Annotated in this window: 4 protein-coding genes; 1 reads left to right on the forward strand and 3 read right to left on the reverse strand. The window is 70.4% G+C overall.

The genetic code is table 11. The annotated features are described in order from the left end of the window. Both ACZ3KP_RS40800 and ACZ3KP_RS40805 read right to left on the reverse strand, forming a co-directional pair. The coding region (locus tag ACZ3KP_RS40800; RefSeq protein ID WP_467506186.1) for an MBL fold metallo-hydrolase at window positions 1-793 on the reverse strand (793 nt) is incomplete at its 3' end. Beyond that, window positions 790-1,311: a flavin reductase family protein gene (locus ACZ3KP_RS40805; protein ID WP_280910086.1), complete on the reverse strand. Its 522-nt coding sequence runs from the start codon at window positions 1,309-1,311 to the stop codon at window positions 790-792. The genes ACZ3KP_RS40800 and ACZ3KP_RS40805, both read right to left, overlap by 4 nt. 196 nt (window positions 1,312-1,507) lie before the next feature. On the opposite strand from ACZ3KP_RS40805, the gene ACZ3KP_RS40810 reads away from it, so the two are divergent. After that, window positions 1,508-2,152: a helix-turn-helix domain-containing protein gene (locus ACZ3KP_RS40810; RefSeq protein WP_123992977.1), complete on the forward strand. Its 645-nt coding sequence runs from the start codon at window positions 1,508-1,510 to the stop codon at window positions 2,150-2,152. Window positions 2,153-2,708: 556 nt separating this feature from the next. Here the strand turns inward: ACZ3KP_RS40810 and ACZ3KP_RS40815 are convergent. Continuing rightward, window positions 2,709-6,377 (reverse strand): family 78 glycoside hydrolase catalytic domain, encoded by a 3,669-nt coding sequence (locus ACZ3KP_RS40815; protein WP_467506188.1) that lies wholly within the window; start codon window positions 6,375-6,377, stop codon window positions 2,709-2,711. Window positions 6,378-6,746 lie beyond the last annotated feature (369 nt).

Here is a 6,746-nt window from a genome sequence, read left to right on the forward strand (position 1 = left end):
TGCCAGCAGGCCGGCCCCGGCCCGTCAGCTCCTCCAAGGAAGCCTGGTCTGGGTCGTGGAGCCAGCCGCCTACGGCTTTCGCAACAGGCCCTAGCAGCGCGGTGGTGACAGGCAGCTCCGCGAGGCGGCGCGTCGAGTCGGCGAAGGCGGCCACGTCGGCGCCCGGCACATGGGCGAAGAAGGTACCGCTGATCAGCGTGTCCCCGGCCAGCAGCAGCCCGGTCTCCGGCTCCCACAGGCAGATGCCGTCCGGGGAGTGCCCCGGGGTGTGCAGCACCTCCAGGCGACGCCCGCCCAGATCGACGACGTCTCCTTCGCGCAGCAGGCGGGTGGGGCGTACGGCCTCGATACGCCAGTCGGCGAGGTCGGGGACCGGCCGTGCCTCGACGCGGGAGTCCGTCAGGAAGAAACCGCCGGTGTCCAGGGCGTGGAACTCCTCGTACCGCTTGCGCAGGCCGTGCGCGAGGTGCGCGTACGCCTCCAGCCACTCGTGCGGGGCCGGAGCCGTGTGCAGGGCGGCTCCGTCGGCGTGTACGGCGATGTCCTCGGCGTACGCGGCCAGGGAGGCGTTGCCGCCGCGGTGGTCGAAGTGATGGTGCGAGTTGACGACGAGGAGCGGCAGCCCGGTCAGCCGCCGCACCCGCTCACCGATGTCGGCGATGCCCATTCCCGTGTCGTAGAGCAGGGCCGTCTCGTCGCCGAGCAGGAGGTAGCTGTTGACGTGGCCGGGCTCGCCGATCATGAAGGCGCCCGGGCCGGTCTCGGTGACCTGGAACCAGTCGGGGCCGCTCACGCGGCACCGAGCGCGTGGTAGCGGCGGTCGTGGTGCACGAGCGCGGTCGGTCCGCCGGTTCCGGTCACCACGCCCTCGACGGCCGCGACGATCAGGTGGTGGTCTCCGGCCGGGAGGTCACGTATGACCCGGCACAGCACCGTGTACGAGCTGTGCGCGAGCAGCAGCGGCAGCCCGCCGCGCTCCTCGGCCGACCACTCCAGGTCCGCGAACCGGTCGGCGGTGCGGTCGGCGAAGCGCCGGGAGACATGCTCGCCGCCGGAGTGCAGGATGTTCAGCGCGAACCTGCGGCCGCCGAGCAGCGCGGGCAGCGAACGGCCGTCGCGGCCCACCCCGATGGCCAGCAGTCGCGGTTCGCGGCTCAGACTCATCACGGCGGTGCTGGTGAAGCCGACCGGCCGCCCCTCGGAGGTCAGGGCGGTGACGACACAGACGCCCCCGGCCAGGGCGGCCATGGCGTCGAGGAAGGCGGAGTCCGGCGGGCAGGCGACGGAACGGTCGGAGGTGGCCGCGGCCATGGGGAGGCTCCCTTGGGGCTGGGCGGGACGAGGAGGCACGTACGACCCGTGCGACTCGATGGACTCGACGACACCTAGAATGTTCGTGCCATCAACATTGAGCGTAGGGCCTCGGTGTTTCACCGGCGTAAAACCTCTCCCCGGCCGCCTCCGGGCCCTGAACGGCCCGCCGACCTCGCCCCTTAGGATTCCTGCCATGCCGGCCCAACCCGCCCACAGCCCATCGCCCGCCGCCGAGGACACGGACGCGCCGCTGCGCGCCGAACTCGGCAGCGCGATCCGCAAGTTGCGCAAGGAACGGGGCCTGACCCTCGTACAACTGGCCGAGCGCGCCGCGCTCTCCCACCCGTTCCTCAGCCAGCTGGAGCGGGGGCTGACCCGTCCGAGCATGTCGTCCCTGCACCGCATCGCCCGCGCCCTCGGCACCACCCAGCAGGCACTGATGACCGTGGCGGCGGTGCCGCGTACCGGCGCCTCGGCCGACTCCGTCCACCTGGTGCGCTCGGGCGAGGGCCTGCCCGTGGCGAACCGCGGCGGCGGAACGGCGCGCATGCTCGGGGCCCCCGCCTACTCCGTCCACCCCGTGGAGTACACCGGGGTCGGAGAGCGGTTCGACGAGTACTTCGACCACCCCGGTGACGAGTTCGTCTACGTCGTGGCCGGCGAGATCGAGATCGACCTGCAGACCGCGGACGGGCCCCGTCTCCACGTACTCGGGCCGGGAGACAGCATCTACTACCGCGGAGGGACTCCCCACCGTTGGCGCGCCGTCGGGGACGGTTCACGGGTACGGCTGCTCACCGTCCAGAACGCGACGGGCGAAGCCGACCGCCATCCCTGACGCTCGGCGGCCATGCACGCGCGAGGTGTGCGCGTCGTCTGCTGCACCGACGCCGAGGTCGGCCCCTTCAAGCCGCACGTGTCCTGCCCGGGGGGGCTCGTCCACTTCGCCTCGCGGGTCGCCACCCACACCGCCGCGCTCGCTTCCATGACCTCACCGGCGGCCGACTCCTGCGGCCTGGGCACCACGGCCGTCGAGTGGACCGGTCGCAACCGGCCGCCTGAACCAGGTGGCCGCACAGAGCCCGGACCGCAGGACGCCCAAGACCGGCCCGCGGGCCGCGCCATGGTTGCCCGCGCACGTCGTGGGTGAAGAAATTGTTCGAATGCGTCGGAGAGCGTTGCGGTGAGTGCGTCGGTGGGGCGTCCCGAGAAGCCGGTCGACCCCCGCGCCGGTGCTGTGCAGCGCTTCGCCCATGAACTGCGGCGTACCAGGTCGGCCGTCGCAGTCGGCAGGACAACCGGGACGCCCGTCCCCAGCCGATCGGCACAGCGGGGTGAACACCCTGGCTGCCGGGTTCCCCTCTGGCGACTGACGCAGAAGGGAGCCGGCCAGGTCACGCGTTGAAGCGGTACGAGCCCGCCCGGGCCCGGTAGACCTTGTACGGCGCGCCGCCCGAGGTGTCGTCACGGACGAAGGCGGCCCCCCGGGGCGCGCTGACGGGCTTGCCCTGGGTCGGCACCCAGATCTCGGCCTCGGTGTTGTACGGCACGGTCACCGCTAGGTCGATCCGGCCGTCCGAGCCGCGCCTCCACTCCGAGGACACCACACCGCGCACCGTGTCGATCGAGGCACTGACGTGGTCGAGGGTCGCGGGAGACAGGTCGGTGTCGTCGACGCTCGTCGGGACTTGGCTGTTGACCGCGACCGAGGGGACGTACGGGCGGATCCGCAGCGTCTCGTAGGCGGTTGAGGTCGGCCTGATGCCGGCCAGGCTCTGGTAGAACCAGGTGGCCACGTTGGAGCGGTAGTGGTGGTTGACCGAGAGCCGGTCGGTCCACTGCTCCCACAGCGAGGTGGCGCCCTTGGCGATCTGGTGGACGTAGCCGGGGACGCCGGTCTGGGTGACGGCCTTCAACGCGATGTCCGTGTAGCCGTACTCGCTGAGGATGTTGAACTCGTAGCGCGAGCCGTACATGTCGTTCTGGATGTGCTGGTCCGCCGCCACGATCCGGTCCGCGAGGAGCTTCGCGAGGGCCTTCTTGTTCTCCTCCAGCGTCTTGGTGCCGGCCAGATGGCGGGGATCGCCGGGGCCCAGGTCGGAGCCGGGGACCAGGTCGAAGGCGATGGCCATGGCGTTCTCGCTGGAGATGCTGCCCTGGGTGAAGTACCCCTTCGACGCGTCCCAGTAGTTGGCGATGAACGCCTTGCGCAGGGTGCGCGCCAACTGGGCGTAGTGGGCCGCTCGTTCGGTGCGGCCGATCCTGTGGCCCACCTTCTCCATGTAGTCGCAGAAGTGGATGTAGAAGGCGAGGCTGATGACGGCGTTGCTGCCGGGAGGCTCGGCTCCGGAGTAGGCGCCGAGCGATGCCTCGAACTTGTAGTCGTTCTCGGCGGTGAACAGCGTCTCGTAGTACGTCAGGAGCGTGTCCTGGTGGTCGTAGAGCTCGGCGAACAGGCTGCTGTTGCCGTAGTACGTGTACAGCTCCCTCGGAATGACGAAGTACGCCGAGTCCCAGGCCGGCACGGCCTTCCACGTGGCGTCCCAGCCGGGGGTGCGGTCGTAGCCGTAGCCGCCCTTGGCGACGGGGACGAACATGGGCAGCTGGCCGGTGGAGATCTGGGTGTCGGGGAAGTGGCGCAGGTAGTTGGTGAGGACGGCGTTGACGTCCCAGGTCAGGGACTGCGACTCGGAGCTGGCCATGGCGTCGCCGCTCCAGCCGTTCTTCTCCCGGGAGGGGGTGTCGGTGGGCTTCTGGACCAGATTGTTCTGCTCGGCCCACTCGAGGTTGCGCTGAAGGCGGTTGAGCAGGGCGTTGTCGGTGGTGAAGGTGCCGGTGCGGGCGAAACCGGTGCGGGCGACACCGACGGTCAGGAGGTCCGCGTCTTGCGCCAGGTCCGGGGCTCGGCCGAGGACCGCCTCCAGGTTCATGACCTCCAGGTAGCGGAAGCCGAAGTGGCTGAACTGCTGCTCCCAGGTCTGCGTCGACCGTCTGCCGAGGGTGTAGTAGTGCGTCTGGAGGTTGGCGTCGTGCTGGAAGTTCTCCTCTTCCACGGAGAGCGGGGAGGCGGCCGTGCCGTCGCCGGCGACGATCCGGTTGCCGCCGCGGACGCGCAGGGTGAGGCCCTCCTTGTCGGGGCGCAGGCCGGTGAGCTGAAGGCGCACGAGGCCGGTCAGGATCTGGCCGTAGTCCAGGACCCAGGTCTTCGAGCCGGGCGCCGTCTCGGTGATCGAGACGGGGCGCAGCGTCTGACTGACCAGCACCGGCTCCGCCTCATGGGCGCGCAGGATGGCGGGCTTGAAGCCGTCGGGGATCGTCGTGGCGGGCAGCCTGCCGTGGTACTTGGGTGAGGGGCCGGAGCAACTGCCCGGCGGGATCAGGACGGTGGCGGGGCGCCAGTCGCGGCCGGCACGGTAGTCGACCGAGCGCCACTCCCCCAGGTCGTCGGCGCGGCGGGCGTCGTACTTCTCGCCCGAGTAGACGGAGTCGAAGGTCGTGGGCCCGTCCGTGGCGAGCCAGTCCTCGTCCGTGACGAGCGTGGTGTGGGAGCCGTCGGTGTACGTCACGACGAGCTTCGCGCGCAGGCGGGGCTGGCCCGCGTAAGGGGCGAGCTGCCAGTACCACTCCTGGGGTGTGGTCACCCCGTACCAGCCGCGTCCGAGTTCGGCGGCGAGCACGTTGGGGCCGCCGGCCTCCAACAGTTCGGTGACGTCGAAGGTGTCGTAGAGGACCGTGCGGTCGTAGGTGCTCTGGTCGGTGAGCAGGCGGGGCACATTGGTCCGACCGTGGTTGGCCTGCTTGCCGTCGACGGTGATCGGCTCGCCGTTGACGGTGAAGGTGACGTTTCCTGCCGCACTCAGGTGCAGACGGGCCTTGGCTATGCGGCGGCCTCGGGGCAGGGTGAACGCGCGGCGCAGCACCGGGGCCGGGTTGGCGATCGGCAGCACGCTGTTCTTGGACGGGATGAACGGGTTCTTCGGCGGGAAGGTCAGACCGGCGAGGGTGGCGATGCCGTTCTCGAAGGGGTTGGCGCCCGTGGTCAGGTCGGCGGAGAAGTCCCGTGCGCCGTTGCCGGTCACATGGACGCTGCGGACGGTGGCGGAGGTGCCGCCGGCGAAGCCGAAGCTGCCGTGGCGGCGGATCTGGTCGCCGGTGAGGATGCGGCTGTCGACCTCGACACCGTTGACGGTGGTGGTGGCGGTGAGACCGCTCACGGCTACCATCACCGTGTGGTCGCGGGTGGCCCAGGTGTCCTTCGTCAGGCCCGTCGAGGCGGGGAGAGTGACCGTGCCGACCGGGACGCTGCGGGTGCCTGAGGTGGTGGGGTTGGTCTCGCTCTGCGGGTCGTAGTGGTCGACCCCCCAGTCGGGCTCGGAAGTCCCGTCGTCGACCCAGGTGTTGCCCGCGTAGTGACTGGTCGTCATGACCAGACGCATGTCGTCGCCGCTCTGCCGGACGGTCCAGTTCAGGCCCTCCCCCCAGGTCTTGCCGACGGGTTCGGCGCGCAGCAGAAGGGACAGACCGGCTGCGGCGTCGGGACCGCCGCGGAAGACGACGGTCGCGGTCAGATCCTCCCAGTCGTGGTCCTGCGTCTCGCGGCCACCGATCCACCGCGCGCCCGACCAGTCCTTCTCGCCCTTCAGCAGGCCTGTCTCCCACACAGCGGGCTCGCTCCACGGGCCGGGTGCGCCCGTCTCGTCCCAGGTCCGCACCCGCCAGAAGTACCCCTGCTCCGACCGCAGCGCGCCGCCCCCGTAGGCCGCCTCGGTGCTGTTCGAGCCCGCCACCCTGCCGCTGCGCCACACGTCGGCCCTGCCCGGTGAGGAGCCGACCTGGATCTCGTACGCGGTCTGTCTTCCCACCGGCGCTACCCAGCTGAACGCCGGAGCGGTCTGCGTACCCAGGGGCGCGACCCGTGAGTTGACCTGCAGCTCCACCGGTGCGGAAGCGTGACCGACCGCTGCCTTTGCGCCCGCCGCGACGGCGTTCGGCGCGGTGGCGAGCGGCAGCGAGGCCCCGGCTGCCGCGGACGTGATGATGCCGAGCATGTGTCGGCGGCTCAACGCACTTCTGTTCTCCTCGGCCACGGCAGGGATTCCTTTCATAACCGTGCTGGAACGGGGGCGCCCCGCCCCCGGACACGTGGTGGGCTGCAGGCGGGCAGCGGCCGACGGCCAGGCGTGATGAAACGCGTGATGAAACGTTTCAATACCTTCCGCGTGGAAAGTTTATGAACAGATTCGGCCACAGCACAATGGCCCGGATCGATAATCAGGGCGTTGTCCTCGCGGTAGGTTTTGGAGCTCGGCTGACGCGAACAACCGGTCCCGACCGGTTTCGTCGAGGAGGGTGGGCGCACCGTGGATCAGGCAAAGGCGCGGGGACCGTACGCCAAGACCCCTGCCCGCAGGGCGGAGATCGTACGGGCGGCA

This window comes from Streptomyces sp. NPDC020958, from assembly GCF_055562175.1.

Excerpts from the sequence above, each read along its gene's own strand:
- ACZ3KP_RS40805 (WP_280910086.1), bottom strand. The coding sequence starts at position 1,311 with ATGGCCGCGGCCACCTCCGACCGTTCCGTCGCCTGCCCGCCGGACTCC.
- ACZ3KP_RS40810 (WP_123992977.1), top strand. The coding sequence starts at position 1,508 with ATGCCGGCCCAACCCGCCCACAGCCCATCGCCCGCCGCCGAGGACACG.